Origin of the sequence: Kitasatospora sp. NPDC093558, assembly GCF_040683475.1 — a bacterium.
GTDB lineage: Bacteria > Actinomycetota > Actinomycetes > Streptomycetales > Streptomycetaceae > Kitasatospora.
Genome location: NZ_JBFBDY010001208.1, coordinates 1 through 1,333 on the forward strand (window position 1 = coordinate 1; position 1,333 = coordinate 1,333).

The following is a 1,333-nucleotide window of genomic DNA, read 5'->3' on the forward strand; positions in this document are numbered from 1 at the left end:
CACGGTCCTGCTCCCCGGCGCCGGCCTGCTGGACCTCGCGCTGCGCGCCGCCGCCGAGGTCGGCTGCGAGCAGGTGGAGGAACTGACCCTGGCCGCACCGCTGGTGCTGCCCGAGGACGGCGCACTCCAGCTCCAGCTCCGCGTCGGCACACCGGACGCCACCGGCCGCAGGGAGCTCACGATCCACTCCCGGCCGGACGGGGATCCGGACGCCGAGTGGGTCCGGCACGCGGCCGGTTCGCTGACCGCCACCGCAGCCGTCAGCCGTCGAGGCGGAAGGCCTGGACGTCTGGCCGCCGGCCGACGCCGAGCCGCTCACCGTCGAGGGCGCCTACGAGCGGATGGCCGAGGCCGGGTTCGGCTACGGCCCGGTGTTCCAAGGCCTGCGCGCAGCGTGGCGGCGCGGCGACGAGCTGTTCGCCGAGGTCGCACTGCCGGAGAGCGTCGAGGCCGATGGCTTCGGCGTGCACCCGGCGCTGCTCGACGCCGCGATGCACGCCGCGATCCTGGCCGGCGGCGGCGAGCGGGAGACGATGATCCCGTTCGCGTGGACCGGGGTGACCCTGTCCGCCGTCGGCGCCTCGGTGGTGCGGGTGCGCCTGGTCCGGCTGGACGGCGGCGCGCTGCGGCTCGACCTCGCCGACCCGGCGGGCGGCCCGGTGCTGACGGTGGCCTCCGTGAAGGGCCGGGCGGTGTCGGCGGAGCAGTTGGGTTCGGCCGACCCGCTGTACGCGGTCGAGTGGTCGGAGCTGTCGGCCGCTGCGGGCGCGGATTGGACGGCCTGGGAGGCTCTGCCCGCCGAGGGCCCGGCCCCCGAGACCGTCGTCCTGGACTGCGATGCCTTCGCGACTGCCGCGGACGTCCCGGACGCCGTCCGCGTGAACGTCCACGCCGTGCTGGAGGTCCTCCAGGCGTGGCTGGCGGAGGAGCGGTTCGCGGGGTCGCGTCTGGTGGTGGTGACGCGGGGTGCGGTGGCGGTGCGTGCGGGTGAGCCGGTGGAGTTGGCGCAGGCTCCGGTGTGGGGTCTGGTGCGGGCGGCGCAGGCGGAGAACCCGGGCCGGTTCGGGCTGCTGGACACGGACGGGGAGATCCTCGTCACCGCCGAGCCGGAGTCGGCGGTGCGCGCCGATGCCGTGTACGTCCCGAGGCTGACCCGGCTCCCGCAGCCGGAGCGTCCGGTGCCGGTCGGCGCGGACGATACCGTGCTGATCACCGGTGGTACGGGCGGTCTGGGGGCCGTCGTGGCCCGCTACCTGGTCGCGGAGCGTGGTGTGCGCAGCCTGGTGTTGACGAGCCGTCGCGGCCTGGAGGCGCCGGGCGCGCGGGAGTTGGT

General features: G+C 76.0%; 1 protein-coding gene and 1 pseudogene. Both read left to right on the top strand.

Annotated elements, in window-relative coordinates:
* Positions 1-40: 40 nt before the first annotated feature.
* Positions 41-133: pseudogene (locus AB0O00_RS39780) on the top strand (hypothetical protein); the annotation flags it as partial.
* Positions 134-281: 148 nt separating this feature from the next.
* The coding region (locus AB0O00_RS39785) for a polyketide synthase dehydratase domain-containing protein (protein ID WP_363659543.1) at positions 282-1,333 on the top strand (1,052 nt) is incomplete at its 3' end.